The 17955-nt window shown below is 41.7% G+C and carries 20 protein-coding genes and 2 pseudogenes; 7 read left to right on the top strand and 15 right to left on the bottom strand.

The features are described from left to right. The first annotated feature begins 18 nt into the window (after positions 1–18). Both R7O12_RS16135 and R7O12_RS16130 read left to right on the top strand, forming a co-directional pair. Positions 19–303: a type II toxin-antitoxin system RelB/DinJ family antitoxin gene (locus R7O12_RS16135; protein WP_005398409.1), complete on the top strand. Its 285-nt coding sequence runs from the start codon at positions 19–21 to the stop codon at positions 301–303. Next, positions 300–578, top strand: a complete 279-nt coding sequence (locus tag R7O12_RS16130; RefSeq protein WP_005398411.1) for a type II toxin-antitoxin system mRNA interferase toxin, RelE/StbE family — start codon at positions 300–302, stop codon at positions 576–578. Before R7O12_RS16135 ends, R7O12_RS16130 begins: the two co-directional genes overlap by 4 nt. A gap of 136 nt (positions 579–714) precedes the next feature. Here R7O12_RS16130 and R7O12_RS16125 read toward each other — a convergent pair whose 3' ends face one another. The 6 genes from R7O12_RS16125 to R7O12_RS16100 all read right to left on the bottom strand — a co-directional run bounded on the left by R7O12_RS16125 (position 715) and on the right by R7O12_RS16100 (position 5399). After that, on the bottom strand, positions 715–1164 hold the full coding sequence (locus R7O12_RS16125) for a GNAT family N-acetyltransferase (RefSeq protein ID WP_318106142.1): 450 nt from the start codon (positions 1162–1164) through the stop codon (positions 715–717). A 127-nt stretch (positions 1165–1291) separates the two neighbouring features. Continuing rightward, a complete protein-coding gene (locus tag R7O12_RS16120; RefSeq protein ID WP_318106139.1) occupies positions 1292–1822 on the bottom strand; it encodes a hypothetical protein in 531 nt (176 codons plus the stop codon). Positions 1823–2442: 620 nt separating this feature from the next. Next, complete coding sequence (locus tag R7O12_RS16115) at positions 2443–3084, bottom strand: hypothetical protein (RefSeq protein ID WP_053317233.1); 642 nt, start codon at positions 3082–3084, stop codon at positions 2443–2445. Positions 3085–3240: 156 nt separating this feature from the next. Then, a complete protein-coding gene (locus R7O12_RS16110) occupies positions 3241–3852 on the bottom strand; it encodes a hypothetical protein (RefSeq protein ID WP_318106136.1) in 612 nt (203 codons plus the stop codon). Between the two features lie 82 nt (positions 3853–3934). Then, positions 3935–4759, bottom strand: coding sequence for a pentapeptide repeat-containing protein (locus R7O12_RS16105; protein WP_318126123.1), 825 nt, complete (start codon positions 4757–4759; stop codon positions 3935–3937). A 217-nt stretch (positions 4760–4976) separates the two neighbouring features. After that, positions 4977–5399 (bottom strand): GNAT family N-acetyltransferase, encoded by a 423-nt coding sequence (locus R7O12_RS16100; RefSeq protein WP_318106131.1) that lies wholly within the window; start codon positions 5397–5399, stop codon positions 4977–4979. A 323-nt stretch (positions 5400–5722) separates the two neighbouring features. Between R7O12_RS16100 and R7O12_RS16095 the strand changes: the two genes are divergently transcribed. The 5 genes and pseudogenes from R7O12_RS16095 to R7O12_RS16075 form a co-directional block, all read left to right on the top strand. After that, the gene (locus tag R7O12_RS16095) at positions 5723–7069 is read left to right on the top strand and encodes a tyrosine-type recombinase/integrase (RefSeq protein WP_046028457.1); all 1347 of its coding nucleotides are present in this window, start codon (positions 5723–5725) and stop codon (positions 7067–7069) included. Between the two features lie 135 nt (positions 7070–7204). Then, positions 7205–8047, top strand: coding sequence for a hypothetical protein (locus R7O12_RS16090; RefSeq protein WP_046028458.1), 843 nt, complete (start codon positions 7205–7207; stop codon positions 8045–8047). Between the two features lie 14 nt (positions 8048–8061). Then, positions 8062–8835: a hypothetical protein gene (locus R7O12_RS16085; protein ID WP_318126121.1), complete on the top strand. Its 774-nt coding sequence runs from the start codon at positions 8062–8064 to the stop codon at positions 8833–8835. A gap of 190 nt (positions 8836–9025) precedes the next feature. Then, positions 9026–9911, top strand: a pseudogene (locus R7O12_RS16080) (tyrosine-type recombinase/integrase). Further along, positions 9908–10375, top strand: a pseudogene (locus R7O12_RS16075) (transposase zinc-binding domain-containing protein); the annotation flags it as partial. The pseudogenes R7O12_RS16080 and R7O12_RS16075, both read left to right, overlap by 4 nt. Before the next feature lie 73 nt (positions 10376–10448). Here R7O12_RS16075 and R7O12_RS16070 read toward each other — a convergent pair. The 9 genes from R7O12_RS16070 to R7O12_RS16030 form a co-directional block, all read right to left on the bottom strand. Beyond that, complete coding sequence (locus R7O12_RS16070; protein WP_046028461.1) at positions 10449–11987, bottom strand: GTPase; 1539 nt, start codon at positions 11985–11987, stop codon at positions 10449–10451. Between the two features lie 3 nt (positions 11988–11990). Continuing rightward, the gene (locus tag R7O12_RS16065; protein WP_046028463.1) at positions 11991–13682 is read right to left on the bottom strand and encodes a dynamin family protein; all 1692 of its coding nucleotides are present in this window, start codon (positions 13680–13682) and stop codon (positions 11991–11993) included. A gap of 12 nt (positions 13683–13694) precedes the next feature. Further along, positions 13695–14114: a hypothetical protein gene (locus R7O12_RS16060; protein WP_046028465.1), complete on the bottom strand. Its 420-nt coding sequence runs from the start codon at positions 14112–14114 to the stop codon at positions 13695–13697. Positions 14115–14148: 34 nt separating this feature from the next. After that, positions 14149–14961 carry a GTPase gene (locus R7O12_RS16055; RefSeq protein ID WP_046028467.1) on the bottom strand — a complete coding sequence of 271 codons (813 nt, stop codon included), beginning with the start codon at positions 14959–14961 and terminating at the stop codon, positions 14149–14151. Beyond that, the gene (locus R7O12_RS16050) at positions 14948–15247 is read right to left on the bottom strand and encodes a YkgJ family cysteine cluster protein (RefSeq protein WP_029851778.1); all 300 of its coding nucleotides are present in this window, start codon (positions 15245–15247) and stop codon (positions 14948–14950) included. Before R7O12_RS16050 ends, R7O12_RS16055 begins: the two co-directional genes overlap by 14 nt. After that, on the bottom strand, positions 15244–15642 hold the full coding sequence (locus R7O12_RS16045; RefSeq protein ID WP_029851779.1) for a hypothetical protein: 399 nt from the start codon (positions 15640–15642) through the stop codon (positions 15244–15246). The genes R7O12_RS16050 and R7O12_RS16045 overlap by 4 nt, the downstream gene beginning before the upstream one ends. A 677-nt stretch (positions 15643–16319) precedes the next feature. Beyond that, entirely contained in the window at positions 16320–16574 is a 255-nt protein-coding gene (locus R7O12_RS16040; RefSeq protein WP_045545245.1) for a helix-turn-helix domain-containing protein, read from the bottom strand. Between the two features lie 274 nt (positions 16575–16848). Next, entirely contained in the window at positions 16849–17436 is a 588-nt protein-coding gene (locus R7O12_RS16035) for a hypothetical protein (RefSeq protein WP_318126120.1), read from the bottom strand. A gap of 154 nt (positions 17437–17590) precedes the next feature. Continuing rightward, positions 17591–17881 carry a helix-turn-helix transcriptional regulator gene (locus tag R7O12_RS16030; RefSeq protein ID WP_045545244.1) on the bottom strand — a complete coding sequence of 97 codons (291 nt, stop codon included), beginning with the start codon at positions 17879–17881 and terminating at the stop codon, positions 17591–17593. Positions 17882–17955 lie beyond the last annotated feature (74 nt).

Here is a 17955-nt window from a genome sequence, read left to right as displayed (position 1 = left end):
CCAACAAAGGAATATATCATGGACACTAGAATTCAATTTCGTGTTGATGAAGAAACAAAACGCCTAGCTCAACAAATGGCTGAGAGCCAAGGTCGAACTCTAAGTGATGCTTGCCGTGAACTTACTGAGCAACTCGCTGAACAACAAAGAAAAACATTATCTCACGATGCATGGCTAACTGAACAAGTAAACCTAGCATTTGAGAAGTTTGACTCAGGAAAATCTGTTTTCGTTGAGCACCAAACTGCTAAGTCTCGAATGGAAGAGCGCAAAGCCAGAATTCGTAATCGAGGTAAGCAATGATTTTATGGGAAGAAGAGTCACTTAATGATCGTGAAAAGATCTTCGAGTTTCTCTATGACTTCAACCCTGATGCGGCAGAAAAAACTGACAACCTCATTGAAGCAAAAGTAGAAAACTTGCTTGAACAACCTTTAATGGGTGTACAACGAGATGGCATCCGCGGACGATTGCTCATTATTCCTGAGATTTCGATGATTGTATCTTACTGGGTTGAGGGCGATATCATCCGAGTTATGCGTGTACTACACCAGAAACAAAAATTCCCTACGGATTGATTGCTTCCTCTGGGGAACTAACGCCGCGTTAAGTGGTGAACAACGCGACCACCTAACCTAAACCATTGTGCCGTAAACACTTAAGCTGAATCAAACTGAAAATGCCAAGCGTTGTGAATCCGTCTTGAACGCTTTGTTATGTGACTAGCACCTTTGATAGGCAGACTGAGCGTTTTACACCTATGTATTTACCATACGCGGTCGATTCTGAGTAAGAGTTACGTTCATAGAAACTGACTGCTCTTGAGTTAACTCTACGTGTCGACAGAACTGCTTTTCGATACCCTTTTTTGACTGCGTAGCGTTCGAGTTGTTCCAGTAAATAAGACCCTGCACCTGATTTGTTGGAATACATTCGCTTTAGTTCACAAACTTCACTTTCATGGTATCGAAACACCCCGCATGCGACTGCGACATTATTTTGAGATACCACTATGCACCCATCTTTCGATGAATCAAAAGTATCAGATGCAAACGAACTTTCACCAGAGTCACTCGTAATTTGAGTAAGCGATGAGTTCAATTCTGTGACTAACGACTGAAAGTCACTGTTACTTGGTTCTACTTTCTTATGTTCGAATTTCATACCTGTCACATAACGCCCTGTTAAGGTGTGAGCAACGCAATACCAATGCTCCCGCATACCACCTTAACCACTAAAACTAACGCATAGTAAAAATGCCACGCGTTGCGAATCACTCTTAAACAGTTTGTTATGTGTTGGCTAAATTGACAGAAAGACTATTCTCACTATGATCAATTTTTAGCTTAACATTCTTCCCGCTTGCCACGCTTAAGAAGACATTGAGAACATTAACCAATTGAATGTAATACAGTTCTTTCTTACTGTCATAGTCAGAAACAAAATAGAACCCCACACAGAAGCTCTCATCAGGCACAAATGGCGAAAAGTGAACGCTATGAACAAATTGGTGGCACATTTTCTTTAGGCTAAACAGCTTAGCAAAGCCCTTGCTGTGATTGTAATTACGAATCCATTTTTCTGATTTAGCTTCTTCGCAAGAAGGATAAGCTGTTAATGTCCAATTCAGGCTGGATACGCGTTGATCCAAATGCCCGCTTTCCTGTAACTTCCGAATAGCGTAAAACCCAACAAATATCGATTTTTCAACCTCATATTCTAGCCGTTCACTCCACTCTCCAGAGCGATAAAGTCCCTCTAGAAAATGTGCTGAGGCGTTAAGTTCATCCAGCCAATATTGCTTTAGACGTGCATCAATCATTATTACCTCGTAAACACATAACGCCGCATTAAGGGGTGAACAACGCCACCACCCTACCTAAACCATTGTGCCGTAACCACTAAAGCTAATTCAAACCAAAACTGCCAAGCGTTGTGAATCCCTCTTGAATGCTTTGTTAGTTGCCAAACCTAAAGCTTTAATTTGAAGTTAATTACCGCTTTGCCAACGCTAGCTTTATGTACTTTGAAAAACTCAAATCAGGCTCAGTTTCAAAGCGCCTGTTACTGAAACCACTTAGAACAAACAACACCGTAGAAAACGGATTAACCACACCAACAAGCGCTTTTTAGCACACAATGTATCAGAACTTACTTTCAGCAAGTAAATCGATTTCTGAAACAGAAAAGTTAACAGCCAAAGAAACCAAAGCGCGATTTTTGCAAACCCAAATGACTCAAAACCGAATTGCTAAACCTAGTCAAAAACACATGGACATTAGCCCTAAACATTCTGTTTTGGATACGTTTTTCCTCGTTGGCAACTAACGCCCTGTTAAGGTGTGAGCAACGCAATACCAATGCCGCCGCATATCACCTTAATCACTTAAACCAACGCATAGTAAAAATGCCACGCGTTGCGAATCACTCTTAAACAGTTTGTTAGGCTTTGCCGCGCCATCGCTTTTTCCAATTCTCAAAATCTATCGTATCAGTGCTTGAAGATAATGTGCAGACTGTTTCTTCGATCATATTCTCCAGATCTTGAATAACACCACCGCCTGCCATCACGTGAACAATGGAGCCTCCAGTACCAGCCCCATCAGGTTCTAGGTTTGATCTGTGAAACGAGAACCGACTTTGTGTGTAATCAGAAATGTAAGCGCGTGGCTCTTTACCGTCAAAGTGTAACGGTGGGAAAAATTCAGCAAGAGAAACCCAGTAATCTTGCAACGAATGGATTAGATCGTAACTACCTTGCCGCATGTTTGCTGTAATTCCACTGTCCCATAACTCTTGTGAGCTTTGCTCTACAGCTTTCTTTAGGTTGGGAAGATTATTGATAAAGTGACATTGATGAGGCTGATCAAGATAGCGCCTAGCATAGGATGTAGTTTGCGGAACCATATCAACTTGTTTGTTGCTCACTTTGCGTCTTGCTACCTCTAACATGGGTAAAAGAAAGCTCAGAAACACAAGAATAGGTTCATAGTTTGCGTCAGGTTGCTTTATCCAGAAAGCGCCAATAATTAGAGCAACGATTAGCAATACTATTTCACTAGCCGTAATAAATACCTTTATCAAAGTTACCTCCATTTTCTAGAAAGAAGCCTAACGCCCTGTTAAGGTGTGAGCAACGCAATACTGAAGCTCCCGCATACCACCTTAAACACCTAAACCAATGCATAGTAAAAATGCCACGCGTTGCGAATCACTCTTAAACAGATTGTTATGTAACTGCTACTTGTATCGATACTGTGCGCTTTTTGCCCGAGATTGAAAAAACTTTATTATTTTGTAAATAACATTAACAACACAATGTTCGTTGCTTTCTTCATAAATCCACAACCTAAATGATTTCTGCTGTTCATCAGACTCACCAACAATGACCTTTAGCATATCAGCGCCCTCTTGGATACTTAGTACACGCCTCTTTCCTGCAACCTTATTGAAAACATGACAAATATACTTGTTGCGAAAGTCCAGCATTTTGGTTTGGTCCACTTTTTTGACAATGTTTTTCATTGCAGCCTTTACGTCGTCATCCATTTCATTAATTTCCCTACCATAAAAGCTATAAGCTTCTTTAAGCTTGCAAAGGTTAAGAATAATAGTGAAATACGTTAGCCTACGTAGAGAACGCCAATTTTCATCATTCAAGGATGAAATGTTTTTCTCAGCTAATTTTTCATAGTTCTTATAGTTATCTACAGAAGTTTTTAAGTCTGTCATTAGATCATTGAAAACCCAAACTGCGTCATAATTTCTGTCTTCGTCTACCACTTCGATGCTTTCCTTTGTTACATAACGCCGCATTAAGGTGTGAGCAACGCTACCACGAAACTCAACCATACCACCGTAAACACTAAACCCAACGATAGAATGAAAAATGCCAAGCGTTGAGAATCACTCTTAAATGCTTTGTTATGTGAAATTACCACTTATTGAGCTGATCGACCCTTTTACGCCAAACCTCTTTGTTAGATTCATCAAACGCTCCGTTATCAATAGCCCAATCGTAAAAACCATCGGGGGCATTTTTCACACCATGGATATTCGAATAAGTAATGACCGTTTCGTTATCCCATTTTATTCCTGATAAATCAGCACCAGTTAAATCTACCGCAAATATAGAGGCTTGTGAAAAGTCTGAACCAAGTAGTTTAGTGTTTGAAAAGTTCGATCTATCTAGCTTAACTCCTTTAAAGTTAGAATAAGTAATTATTGCATCTGATGCATTAGCATCTACCAAAACAGCTTTGCAGAAATCTATTTGATTAACTTGGATTGAGCTTAATAAAGCAGAATCCAAATTTACGCCAAATTTATACATCGCTGCATCATTACTTACACTTCCTGACTCCAAAAAGTTTTCATAGCTAATCTCTGCCATGATAGATTGCTGATATATATACTCAACCATGCTTTCTGATCTTAACCTAGGTGAGTACATTGGGAGTTGATCACTATTTGTTGTATACAATATATTAACTAACTCTGTTTTTCGCTTTAGCCCTTGAGACCAAAATGCTTCTTTAGCTTGCCTTTGAGTTTCTAGTAGCTCTTGCTTTATAAGATTATTTTGTTCAAATAATGCGTTCGTTTGTAATCCAGCAAAATACAATGTTCCAAACGCTACAATTCCGCCAAAGGCGGTTGTTCTAGCTGTACCAAAAATCAATTTATAAAAAAGAGCCTTACGAGATGCTATTTTTCTAGGGTCAGAAGATCCATAGCTATTCGTTTGATATATGTTCATCAACACGTTAAATAGTCGATGTTCTGTTCAATTAGCTTAGATTCTAACTCTACTTTATCTTTCATGTTCAATAACTTACCCATTTCACATAACGCCGCGTTAAGGGGCAGCAACGCGCTACCACCGAACTTTAAATTACCACCGTAAACACAAATGCCAAGACTTGAGCCAAAATCGCCACGCGTTGACTGTCCCTCTTGAACGCCTTGTTAGCCGTTTAGACGCCAACGATTGAAAAATGATGGCTTGCAATATTAAAGCCTTCACGCAAGTAGAACTTATGTGCAGGGAAACGCTGGACACCAGAATCTAGATGGATTTGCTCACAACCCATTTCTAACGCATACGATTTAAGCCAATTGATGAGAAAACTCCCCACCCCTCGCGAGCGAAATTGAGAATTCGTCACCAAGTCTTCGATGTAAATATGCTTGCCCCACGCTAGCTTTTCACCAACACTGAAGCCAGCAACAGCAAGCACACCTTCTGATGATTTAACGTAAACGACTTCAAAGCCATTTAATTGCTGCTTCTCGACTTGGGCAGACAAAGAGTCTAAATCGTAGTTTGGGCGAAGTTGCAATAACACTTCCATTACTAAAGCATAATCAGAGTTTTTCTCTAAGAATTGGACTTCCATGTTTTCTCCATTTTGACGGCTAACGCCGCATTAAGGTGTGAGCAACGCTGCCACCTTACCTAAACCATGCACCTTAAACACGAAACCCAACGCAGAGACGAAAATGACAAGCGTTGGGAATCACTCTTAAGAATTCCCAGACACTAATCACTAGGACTCACCACTTCTCAAAAAGCAACCTAACCATCTGATTTAAAATAACATAACACTCTTTCACAGTCACCTTTTCTCACTACATCTCACAGCTCTAGCACCCCCTTGCGTACCCCAAAATCGATTGATAAGTTGAAGGGGAACAAACAAATAAACAGGAGGATAGCAGCATGGCTATCAATAAATTAACAAATACACAAATCAAGAATGCAGCGAAAAGTGACAAAGAATATTCACTATCAGATGGTGGAAATCTCTACCTAAGAATACGTAAAAACGGCTCTAAAAACTGGTTATTTATCTACACAGACTTTAGCACTAAAAAGCGTAAAAAAATGGGGCTTGGCTCATACCCTAATATGACGCTGGACGAAGTACGCAAGGTCGCTAAAGAGCTTCGTAAGCAAATGACGAACGGTATTGACCCAAAACTGTTTCGTGAAAAGCAGAAGTTAGACCATTTGGTTGAAAGCCAACAGACCTTTAAAGCGGTCGCAGAAAAGATGCTTCTGAAAGAAGAAATTCAAGAGACAACTAACCGAGAAAAGCTGATTGTCGAAGAACGTGAGAGAGCTAGAATTAACGGCACGGTATTCGGGCAAGATGAAATCGACCGCATCACCAACAAAGTACGCTCGTCACATCGCAAGCGTCTTTTCTTAAAACGTAACCTATATCCTAAACTAGGCAACCTCCCTATGGCCTATATCACCGCCGCTGGAGTCATTTCGGTCATCGAACCTATGCAAGCTAAAGGACAATTAGAAAATGTTAAGCGTGCATGCTGCATTGCCAATCAAGTGATGAAATTCGCGGTAAACTCAAACATCATTAAATCTAATTGCTTAGCCTATATTAAAGACAACTTTGCCAAATCGAAAGTCACTCACATGCTCAAAGTACCGCCAAACGAACTTGGTGAAGTGATGGCTATCATGTCAAACAACCAAATGAAACCCGTCACCCGTTGCGCGTTCGAAATGCAAATGCACACGATGACTCGCGCAGATGAACTCGCTGCCATGCGCTGGTGTGATATCAACATTAAGAATAAACTTTGGACAATCCCAGCTTTCTACACTAAAAGCAAACGTGAGCATTTGGTGCCGCTGAATGACTACACGTTAGGGATATTAGAGTTCATTCGACCAATATCAGGAGAGCACGTCCACGTATTTCCATCTGACAAGCCGAATACCAAATTCCCGCACATAAGTCCTTACGCCGTGAATTCATCACTCAACCTCACTAGTTTAAAAGGAAGGCTCGTCAGTCATGGGTTTAGGGGCATTGCTAGCACGTATCTCAATGAACACAAACAGTTCCGTGAAGATGCAATTGAAATGTGTCTTGCTCATTTAGATAAGAACACCACTCGAGCTTCATACAACAGTGCGTTGTATCTCGATGAACGATACGAAATTCTTCAATTCTGGAGCGATTATATTGTGGAATCGACAGGCAACTACTATTCGATTGCAGGACAATGTCAAGCGGAGAATAAACAGAGCGCATAACCAGCGCTTCAGTATGCATTACCACTGAGCCTGAATGGCTTGACACCACTTAACTCACCGTCACTTATGACACCCTCAACCAGTTTAGGGTGCAGCTTTCTGCATCCTAAATTCAGCCAAGAAGGAATCACGCCTATGCCAAATTCGAACTTACATCAAACTCACTTAAGCCAATTTGAGGTAAAACCCATCAGCGAACATCCTCTCTTTAGTGAAATGCAAGCACTGCGCCGCTTACGTCGAAAAGGACGCCTTGCCCTGCCCCGTCAAAACGGAAACATCGGAGTAAAACAACACCGTCAGCTTCGCGCCCATCATATTTCCACCAATCAGCATGGCATTTATCAAGTCAAAATCACACCGCCGATTTCATTAAAAATATCAGGCCATATTAAGCCCCACTATTTTGTAGCACTGAAAACAGACGAACCGAAACATGCAATAAGCAGAGCGAAAGCAGTGCGCTTACAAGCTAAGTTCTTTTTCCAAAACAACCCCCATGCCCTTCCCGACTCTCTGTCATTGAGTCAGCAATTATTAGTGCAAATACACTTAGTGGCTACGCATTTTCCTGTGGTTCGTGCTTACAAACACAAACCGACAAAAGGCGACTTCCCAACCTTGCCCCCTCTAGACTTGAGCTACTCAGAAGAGGAACTTCGTTTTCCATACTTCAACTGGTTAAGTGAATTGATGGCAGAGCGTGAGCATTCAGGAATGTCTCAATTCAGACTCAATCAGATTGCAGACTACCTTCATCATTTTTTACGCTTCGTTGACGACAACCACTCCAGCAGCAATGAAAGATTATACATACAGACACAAGACATTCGTCAATATCGTGAGTCACTCCGCCAATCTAACGTATGCCACAAAGAGCAAAAACAGCGTATTGATGCAGTACACTTTTACTTTCGCTGGCTGACCTATCGAGGCTATTGCACTACCCCAAGACTGACACGTCCCCTTTTCTCTTAATTAGGAGTTTAACCATGATGATGACTAACCCTATACGCCTCAGCGTCATTTCTGCACTCGATGAAGGCCTAGCTTACTCCCATTCAGACTACTTTGCGCCGCTTCTGATGCAAGGTATCAGTGCGGTAGACATCGGTCTCATTGAACTAGTCACCACGATATTACGCACTGAACCATATCTCAATGAAACTGACCTGCTCGATCGTGGAGTGAATCCAAGGCAAATTAAACGTGTGTTGGGTGGTTTTGACAACTTCAAGCAACTGTTGAAGATTGATGATTATTGTTTTAGTGATTTACTACGAGATAACAATTGGGATATTAGCCACGGCATTACGCTCTCGTACTTCCAATACCAGAAATTTTATCAAGATATACGCAGAGACTACATTCAAGGCCATATTGCTGACATGCATCCAAACTTATCGGTATTACTCAATGATGATTACTCAATTCACTCCGTTCCTATCACCCGAAGCCATTATGCCACTGTTCCCGCTACAGACGCCGAAGCAGCAGCGGTGAGTTTTGCTTTACTGTTCAGAGATTACGAATTCATTGAGTATGACGAACCGAAATCGCTCCTGACTTTACAAGCGCATCGCCGAGATAAAGCTGCCGTCATAGAGGTACGTTGCCTCGCTTCGAAATTTTGTCAAAACACGGCAGCAGGGATTTGTGTCGTGGATGACGCTCAAGCCATGACTAAGCTCAGAAATCAGAAGAAGATTCTTGATTTTAAAACCTTGATTGAGAGAAACACGCGTAACACCAGAATACCAACTTAGACACCTTGAACATCTCAAACATGGCATTAGAACTAGAGATACAGCTTTCTTTTAAGAAAGCTGTTTTACTCTCTTTTGGACATTTGTGAGTTGAACGAAGCCGCCCCGCGGCAGAAATGAATAAGCACCAACAATCATACTCTTTAGTAACACCATCATGTCGGTGGTGTGTTACTGGAGAGAAAACACTATGACCCCGTCTGAAAAGGAGCGCTTTGACGCCTTATATCAACAACACCTTACCCAACTCAAGCTTCAAGGTAAGCGAGCAAAAACCATCTCTGCATACTCTCTGGCTGTGCGACGTATCACCGAGAACTTTGATCGGTATCCTGATACCCTGACCATTGAAGGCCTGCAACGATATTTCAGTCAACTGATTGGGCAGGTCTCCTGGAGCACGATTAAACTTGACCGCTGTGGGCTTCAATTCTTATACAAACATACGCTCAACAAACAGTGGGAATGGATCGGCATTTCAAGCCTCCGAAAGTCAAACGTCTTCCGAATATCATTTCTCCTGAGCAAGTCGCTCAGATTATTAACACCACCCGTGAACCCCGTTACCGAGTGTTATTCTTACTTTATACACGATGGGGCTTCGGATTAATGAGGCTCTCAATCTCACATCGCTGATATCGACAATCATAATATGCAAGTCCATATTCGCTATGGAAAAGGCGGCAAAGATCGATTGGTCCCACTCCCTCACAGAACGCTTCATACTTTACGCCGATACTGGTGTTCCCACCGACATCCCCAACTGTTATTCCTAAGCAAAGGTAAGTGTTGCGATGTCGCTTTTAATGATCAAGGAGCACAAAAAGCGCTTAAACAGGTTGTATAGGATGTGGTATTCATAAGCGAATTACACCTCACTCACTTCGACATTGCTTTGCAACCCACCTCTTAGAGCAAGGGCTTGACCTGCGTTCACTGCAAATACTTCTCGGTCAGCGAGTTGAAATACAACGGCTCGTTATACTCAACTCACACAACTCAAGTTACATGATGCTAATCAAGCCCTCAATCAACTGGCTGACCGCCTGCATCTCGACTGGAAGTTGACCGTGTGAGCACTTTTATCGACCTGTTACGCCAACATCGTCACGAGCTTGAACAAGACTATGGGCATCACTTTAACAGCGATATCAAACGATCCATCTCTGCCATGCTACGGTGTAAAACAGAGAAACAAGGACTTTCGCAGTGGTATTGCTCCCACTGCCACCATGACGACCGTCTCACTCTCTCGTGTGGAAATCGTCACAGTCCTCAATGTCAGCATCGTACAACATCCGACTGGCTTGAAAGACAGAAAAGTAAGCCGCTTCCAGTTCATTACTACATGGTAACCTTCACATTACCTTATGAACTGAGAAGCTTAGCTCGATCTGCTCCCCGAGCGCTTTATCAAGCCATGTTCCGTGTGGCTTCATCTACGTTAAAAGACTTTGCTCACAGGCAAAACCAAGGTGAGTTGGGATTTACCATCGTCCTTCATACACACAGCCGAAAGCGAGAGCTACATCCTCACTTAGTACGGCAGAACTCTATGGGCGGTGTTCGTGAGCTTATGAGTAATGTTTTGAGTGAATACCTCTTCTTTCGTCCTAATAACCAATCGAGTTGAGTTTATTCTGAAAGTCCAGCACTTGTTGCAAATCTTGCTGAGTTTGATTTTCTTCTGCTGTAATTTTTGCGATTTCATCATCAAGTGCGCGAATCTGAGCATTGAGGATTTCGGTAATCACCCGCTCAGAAGTATTGCCATACTCACGTTTAACCACTGAACAGATCTCATCAACTGCCTGATATAAACTAACAGCCGCTTGACGCTCTTGAGCGTTTTGCTGATCTTGCGCCTTGCCTTCGCTATACACATCCCATAACGCGGTAAGTAGCTGAACAGCGATTGCACCTTTTCCTGCCCATTTACCCAACGTTTTCTCCCATCGTCCTTTTAAACCCGGGATCTTTAACTTACGACCTTGAAGTAGTAAGCCCTTGATATTGTCAGCGGAGCCCATATTTCCAAGCCCTTTAACCACCTTGTCTAGATACTCAGAATTATTTGAGCTCAAACTTTGTTGTAAGCGGTGAGAAACCTCAACGTTTAGTAGACCCTTAACTTCACCCAAACTATCGTTGATCCACGCTTCTAGCTTGTCTCCAATTGGGTCAATTAAACGCTGCAACTGGCTATCAAGTTGCGCTTGATCTTGTGTACTCTGTATACAGCCACTGATATCAGACTTCATCAACATCAGTTCATGACTGATCATATTTCTTGCTTCTATTACTAACGAGCGTTGGCGACTTACAAGCATTTGCTTATCTTCTCGGCAACGCATCAATATCTCGTTATGTTCTGAGGTGTCTGTCGTGGACAGTTGGTTTACCGCTGGCTGGTACCAAAGTTCATTAACTGCACTCTGAATTGCTGACAGTTGATTGTCTTGGTTGTCTGTTGATTTTAACCAGTCATTAAACACCTCAATGAACTCACTGTAACCAGAGCGTTCAAGCAACTGAGGGTGATTATCTTTTAAACGTCCCGTCAATGCCGTTTTCGCATTCATTGGTAACACTTTAATATGCTGAATGCTTTCATTACTCACGCCATATTCAGAAGCTTTATGACAAAGAATCTGAAGGATCTTCTGATAAGCTGTTGCTTTATCTGAATCGTTCGTAAGCTGATGGTTAAGTACAATGAAAATTTTCTTATTCAGCTTAATCATTTCAAATAATCGATGATAAAGATCCTTTGAATCTTGGTCCCCTTCTCGGATGACAAACAACATCACTTGAGTACGTTTAATCTGCTCAATTGTAGTCTGTTCATGCTCAATGGGAGCGTTGACTCCTGGAGTATCTAACAGTCGATACCCGTTCCAATCATAGTAATCAACCGTGTCGGTGGTCGGAATGTCATTTACGGTTGCTTTCTCTTGACCAATAAGCGCATTGATCAATGTACTTTTGCCTGCGTTATACGCACCATAAAGCATGACTTGCAGAGTGTTATCATCTAGCTTTTCTTTTAACTCGGCATAAACACGTTCAATCTGATTATTCGGATGATAGGCGCCAACTAAACACTTTGATTCATCAAGGTTCTGAGTAATTTCAATAAATGGATTTCTCATAATTTATACCTTCAATGCTTGAGTTTTTGAAGCACAGTTTTCAATCGCAATTACTATGGAATCAGCGTATTGCTGTAAGGGCATGAAAGATGTTTGCACATCACTAAAGACGTGTTCTACCAATGGTGGCAATTGCTGACGTACTGCTGCTGATGTGGTTAGGATGACTTGATCTGGCGAGACCCCAACCGCTTCTTTGTGAGTGGAGATTTCGACAAAGATTCGTTCACCGAGTTTATTGCCGCCAAAAGAGCCAATCGCACCACCAATCAAAGCACCAATAGGTCCACCCACCGCAAACCCAGCAGCTGCCCCGCCTAATCCACCAGCACTCGAAGCGATACTCGACGCTCGCCTACCCGTGACCTGTTTAACGTCAATAGTGATATCATCAAAATCACCTAAACTGCCACTCGACAGGTCGCCTGAAACACGCTGAATATTGTTAACGTAGCCAGATAGCTCCTGCGTCAACGTATTGCTGATTTGCTCTTCAATTAATTGGTTTAGCTCACGACTTATCGCTTCTTTATCGCGGTTGTTCATGTGCTTATCGACGATTAAGGGTACTTCACACAGTACGTTATCAAGAATCTGGCTCGACATCACATTTTGCTTTTGGCGTAAGTTATACGTTGTTTTTGTTAGTAGTTGCTGCAACTCTCGCACTTGCGGTAAAACATTTTCATTCAATGAATGCAGTACTTCACCATCCAAGAAGTTAATCATTTGGCGCTTAGCTTTAACCACCTTATATTGGTTAGCTTCGTTCACTATTACTACCAGGCGTTCAAACAGCGTTTGCAAGCCAGCCTCTTGTAATGCGTTCTCAGAGGTCGCTGTAAGTGTTTTGTACGCATGAACCGATACGGATACCGCTTCTTTCAAATCATCAACACCGCCTAATGCCGTGACTCGGCTATGCACATCTTCTTGCTGCAATTGGCGAACTTGGGCTGATTTATTTTCCACTTTTTGGATAAGGTCTTGCGCCTCATCACACCAATCCTCTACCAATACGTCACTTTTCGTGATGACGGGTTGTAATGGTTTTTTCTTTTCAAGCTCAAGCTTGAGATCTTGCAATTCTTGTACTTGCCCTGGAGAACTTGATGGCGTAAGCCATAAAATAGCGTCTGCGCTGTCGGTATAGAGACGAGTGAGATCACCGTTTTCATCCACTATCGAGTGAAGCCCCGGTGAATCTAATAGCACCAAGTTTGAGCCCAGCTCTACACCTTGGATCTGAGCGGTAGTCTCGGTGACACCTTCGGCAAACGCACCCTCAAAATATTTAACTTTGCCGTCTTTAAAGCAAAAACGCTTAATCTGTTCAGGAGCAAATAGATTCGTTAAGTAATTACAAAACGAGCTTTTACCTGCATTCACTTTGCCAAATACAAGTAAAATAACACGATCAGCAAACTGCTCGCTGAGCGCTCGCATTGGTGACGCCTCTTCTAATTTTGCATCCCAACTTAGCACCCCTTGATAGATGGAAGCCTTTAGTTGTGTCGCCAATTTAAACAATGGATGCTGCTCATTGATCCGCTTGCTACTAAACTGAGCTGCTTGGGTAAGCTCTACAACCAAAGCGGATTTTATTGCAACTAAATCCTGCTCTTTATCCGATATGTATTTGAAGTCTGACTTAAATTTTTCTAACGCAGTAAGAAATGGGTTGCTATTGGTCATTTTTCCATTCTCTTACAAATTGATTAAATCGTTTTCAAGCTGCTTCATTTCTTCTAGCTGCTTACTAATTTGTTCGATTTGTCGTGCCTGTTTAGTCGATTTTTTGCTTTCTTGAAATGCTTGAATTGCCGTAACTTCAAGATTGCTATTTTTTGATGCCGCGACTAATGAATCTGCTGAAATCGACAAGCTATATTTATTAATAAAACGATTGGCGTGCGCTCGATTTTGTTCTGTAATTTTCCGCTCTTTTGCTTCTCGTTCGGCTTGTGCTATTTTTGCTTTTCGTTCAGATTCTGCTCTTTCTCTCTCTCGCTCTAATTCTCGTGAGCCCGAGCTAGCACTCGAACTTGAATCATCATCAGATAATGCGGCACCGACAACACCAACGACACCTACCACTGCAGCGCCAATTAACCAAGGAATAGCCATAATTAACTCCTACTATTTACATTACTGTTCTTGGTTAAACCAAGGCTGCTGATAATTGTTTTACGTCACGCTTTAACATACTAAGTTCACTGCTCTGCTGAGAGCGTAGCCCTTTTAACTCTGCATTCAATGCCTCTTTTTGCGCAGAAAAATCCAGCAATAGTTTAGACTTCAAGCGTTTCATTTCTTTCTTGCGTAATTCATCAATCTCAGACACTAAAGTAGCAGTCAGATCAAAGAGCGCATGGATACCACTCTTTTCGCAGAAAACCGCTTTGTCCTCTTGAAGACCTCTGTTATAACGATGCGCTGACACAGAAATGATTTGTAAATCACGTAAATCAAGACTCCCTAGTAATTGTTGGCGAATTTTCTCCTCAACAATAGCTACTTCATCGGCAGACTTTTGATCGATTTGCGTTAAGACTAAAAACATCTTCTTACTGTAATTCTTGTCCTGACGTGCTAATTGTTGGAAAATTTGCATCTCATATTTATCTAGCTCACCCGCTTGAGCTTGGTGAACTAAAAACAAGTAGTCAGCCATTTCAAACGCACCTTTAATGGCAGCTTTGTCATCTTGTTTATGCACATCGGCATCAAGCCCAGGGGTGTCAATCCAAATAACATGATCTTGTTCAAGCTCTTTGTTCTCAATGGTTTCGCGTTTATCTGCTGCCTTGAAAATCGCTTCGCCTACCATAGCATTTAATAATGTACTTTTACCGTGATTATATTTCCCAAACACTGCTATACGTGGTTTAGTCGCATTACTTTTCAAGTACAGCAAACGGTTTACATTCTGCTCATCCGTTGGTAAAAACTGCAATAGTTTATGTTTGTCCATCTTTTAATTTAACTCTGTAATGACTTGGAAGCTCGGCTTCCAATTGCATGTAATTGCAAACTTCAGCATTTTTAAGATAGTAATCTGTTAATGAAAACTGGTTTTCAAAAAGCTGCTGATACCCTTCATCAATTCGGCACACTAAAGGTCGCTCTTGATATATTGTGCAGCCAACATCAGCATTGAAGTACAAGCAAATACCATCACCGTTGTGAAAGATTTTCAACTCAGGTACATGTTGAATTTGTTGGCAACACAAGCCGCAACGGGTGCACGGGTAACTCATAGGTGGATCAATGCTTCACCTTGGGTGAATAGAGATAAGATATTCTTAGACCACTCACGATAAACAATCGCCAAGTTTGGATTAAGTCCAAAGTGCGTAATCATATCATTCAATAGTTGCTGCTCTTGCTTGGCAACTTCTCCATCCGCATAAATAAGCGCCATTAACTCAAGTAACGCAATTTTCTGATGGCTATCACACTCAAAAGTATTGAGCACTGATGCTAGATCAAACCTTACTGCATCATACTCAATATCGTCCATTTGCATTTCCATGCAGTACTTTGCAATCAAGACTTCTTCTTCCATTGAAAAGTCATTGTCAGAATGCGCAACATGATGAGCAAGAGCAAGAAATGCTTCCTTTTCATCTATTGATAAACGGTTCAAAAACATAATCGTTCCTTTAATAGCTTCGAACACTGCTTGTTCTAATATGGATTCGATTGTTATACAACACCTGACACAATAGCTAAACCTAACACTTTAGCATTAGATTTGAATTTTCCATATCCTTGAAATTCATCACATTTCGCACTGAACCACAGAATAAAAACAGACCAATATGGCACTAGATGTATTCTTCTGGCGTGGCTATTTGATAATTATTCAGTAAGAGGTAATGAGTTAATAAGCTTACGAGGTGGGAAATGAAAGACGCATGACTAGGAAAGTTTTAAAGGTTGAATGTGTGGCGTATCAGTCGACAGACTCTAACTCTAGCGAAGTACGATTTTATGTAACATGCTTTAGTCAAATCGAAATGACTTGTGCAGTTTATCTCTAATTACCTCCTCAATGACCGCATAAACTCTCACCAAAGCCACATAAGACTAGCATTCATCAGATGATTTTTAGGCAAATCCAGCTGCGAACGCGAAATCTTGGTCGAAACTGATAATGGGGCAGAAGTTTGTCGCGGTGACTGGGGGAAGCAACTGAGAAGGATTTCTTCTTAGTTGCCAGTGCGGAATGGGGAAAAATAAGCTGGTCGCACATTCATCGATTTGCTAACCCGATGATGATTGTGAGAGAACAACCTAATTATAAAGCTGGCTTTGTTTTACAGCGTTTTACCAATCATCTGGCTCACGAAGCTTTGCTTCTTGTCGGCTTACAGCTTTATCTTGAATATGTAGCTCTAGGTCGAGAGATGACAGAAGGCGCATCAGACTTTCGATGCTAGAAGAGGCCGGATCGCGTTCAAGCTTTGATACTGTTGTCTGTTTTAACCCAACAATGTCGCCGGCTTTAGTCTGGTTGCGTCCTTGAGTTCTGCGTACATCACGTAGGTATATTCCCAGTTGCATAGGACTTGTTATGAGCATATCTGCCTCCAATGTAAAAGTTATCCTCTATAGGGGATATTATCACTTTATCCCCTATAGGGGTTAGAGGTAATTGTAGTAGCGTTTGTTTTGATGGAGAGATTAATTGAGATGCGTCAAATATTCCTAGGTCCAAAGCGTCATTGGATTTGCTGTCAATTTGTGCTTTTAAACTCTTTCGTCGATGCTTGGACAGCGATGCCAAAAACCGCTCTACGATGCACTTGTTGCTCTCAAACCTCTGCCAAACAACATCACATAGTGTACCGATGGCTTAAAACGTCGCTTCAAATGGCAATAATCCCGCTAACTGATGCGCATAGTTTTCCCAAAACTGACACTGCTCTCTCGTCATAAATTCATGGTGTGGCGCTACCTTAGACTGAATAACTCTCCCATCGCAAATTCGCATCCGACCACAGGCACAACTGAAATGCTCGTCATAAAAACGAACGTCAAACGTTAACCCTGGGTTTTGGTCTGACAAAGCAAAAACTATCTCCTTAGGATACGTATTTAGGGTGGTGAATATGATTGGTTCTAAATGCGGAGTCCCTTCTTCGCATGCATCCTGAAACCGAAGCAAATTAATATAGTCCCCCATATCTGCAGGAAAATCATCTTTCCATGGATTAAAGCATCGATAAGGCACACCGCATTCAAATACACCGCAGGCCCCCCAATGACGCATCATCCACGGCTCTTTTATAAAGTAATCCGTGGCGTTTTGTATCGCCGCTGGCATCGGGACAATGTTGTTGAAGTCAATTTGACCAAAGTGGTCAACAATATTATGGTACAGTGCTTTGCACCTTTCTGAATCGCCACTTATGGTCAATTCGCTGGTAATTCGATAAGTCATATATTAATCCCTATTTTTATTATTGTTTTTTAATCAGGTATAGATAAGACGCCTATCACTAGAAAGACGGAGAAACGCCTTTACTGTCTTGAAATGAATAGGCGTTCAATTTCTGAATTAAGCTCTGCGCTTTAGCGCAGAGCTCGATGGCCTCTTACTGAAAGTTCATATATTGCAGGAGCGGATTCGCTTGTTTGAGCGTCTGACGCTGAGCAAGCAGCTCAGCGACCACACGTTTTTTGTCTTCTCCTATTGCACAGGCAATAAGAAACGCATCGACTTCATGCGACATGAAGCCCACAGCCTTTGGACCCAGTTGTACTGCGGGCGGAAATGTGCCATCATTAATTCGGCGATGTAAGGTAGCTTGAGATAAACCAACGCGTTTTAATACGTCAGCCTTTTTTTCTATTTTCAGTTGATTAATTGGGTGTATAAGCGCCATGAGACGCCTCCGTTTATTTTTATTATTATGGCTCAAGGAGCCGTTAAAAATATAATATTCGAGTTTTAAAGTGA

The sequence above is a fragment of the Vibrio sp. Vb1574 genome (genome assembly GCF_033338675.1).
The sequence above is the reverse complement of the archived record's forward strand: the minus strand, read 5'-3'. Positions and strand labels throughout refer to the sequence as shown.